This window comes from Enterobacter cloacae complex sp. IR5441 (assembly GCF_049238215.1).
Taxonomy (GTDB): Bacteria; Pseudomonadota; Gammaproteobacteria; order Enterobacterales; family Enterobacteriaceae; genus Enterobacter; species Enterobacter hormaechei_C.
Genome location: NZ_JBMKIA010000114.1, coordinates 1 through 1,047, shown reverse-complemented (window position 1 = coordinate 1,047; position 1,047 = coordinate 1). Strand labels below are relative to the sequence as shown.

Sequence of the window (1,047 nt, the reverse complement as noted above, 5' to 3'; positions counted from 1 at the left end):
CCATCAAGCCCGGTCTGTAGCGTAATAATCCGGTCGAGTGAGTTGGAATACACCGCCCACCCGCCACGGCGCTGTGCTTCGCTCTCGCGCGTACAGCCGATTGCGGTGATCTGCGTCTGCTTAAACTTGAACTGCTTAACCAGGTCCGGGAACATCACCGCTGTTGTGCGGTCCTGATAGTGATTGTCAGGGTCGCTGAAGTTAATCAGCGCGCTGGAGAAGCGGGTCTTTTCACTGCCGCTCGAGTAAACCGGTTTGCCCACCACCGAAGCGCGGGTAAGGATTTGCAGCTTCGACGTATCCGCCGGCATGTCCGAGACAACATTGAACATATTGTTGCCCCAGAACGTCATGCCATTGAACCCTGCGGCGATGTCTTTGATTACCTGCCACGCATCAGCCTGCGACTGGATGTAGACATCAAACATGAAGCGCGGCTCGGTACCGTCGCCACCCTTCCCGTCTGGTACTTTCTGATCGCAACGCTGGGCAATACGGTAAAGCTCCCACTTATCCAGCATCTGCGCCGTGACGCGTCGGCCAAGTCCGAAACGCGGCTCAGTGAGCACATCGAACCAGATCCATGCTGGGTTATTCGTCCAGCCCCACTTAAACGTCCCGTCCCATGTGCCGCTATAGGTTCGGGCTATCGGATCGTAATTCGAAGGGATGCGGATAATGCGCCCCTTAGGTTTACAGGAAACCTTCGGGATATTGTTGAACGATTTGGCGTTGAACGACACATACAGCAGCGCCGTATGGGGATAACGCAGGCGCGCATCAATCACCTCAGTGATTGCCTGTACCTGCGTTTTATTCTGCAACATCTGGCTGGTGCTGTCGTCGGTGTCGCGTACCACACGAATCTGCCAGCCTGTACTGGCTTTCGGAAGATTAATGCGATGGGTCAGTTCATAGAGAGAACTGTGTTTCTCTGTCACGGTTCTTGTCATGACCGTAGAGAACGCACCACCATCTACAGCAAGATCGATATGGTACTTTACGGTAGTGCCGACAATATCCCCGTCGTTTTCCTGCTGCTGCAAA

The 1,047-nt window shown here is 54.3% G+C and carries 1 protein-coding gene; it reads right to left on the bottom strand.

The window, feature by feature from the left end:
• A partial coding sequence (locus ACOTX5_RS26605; protein ID WP_421632520.1) for a host specificity protein J occupies positions 1-1,047 on the bottom strand: 1,047 nt, incomplete at both ends.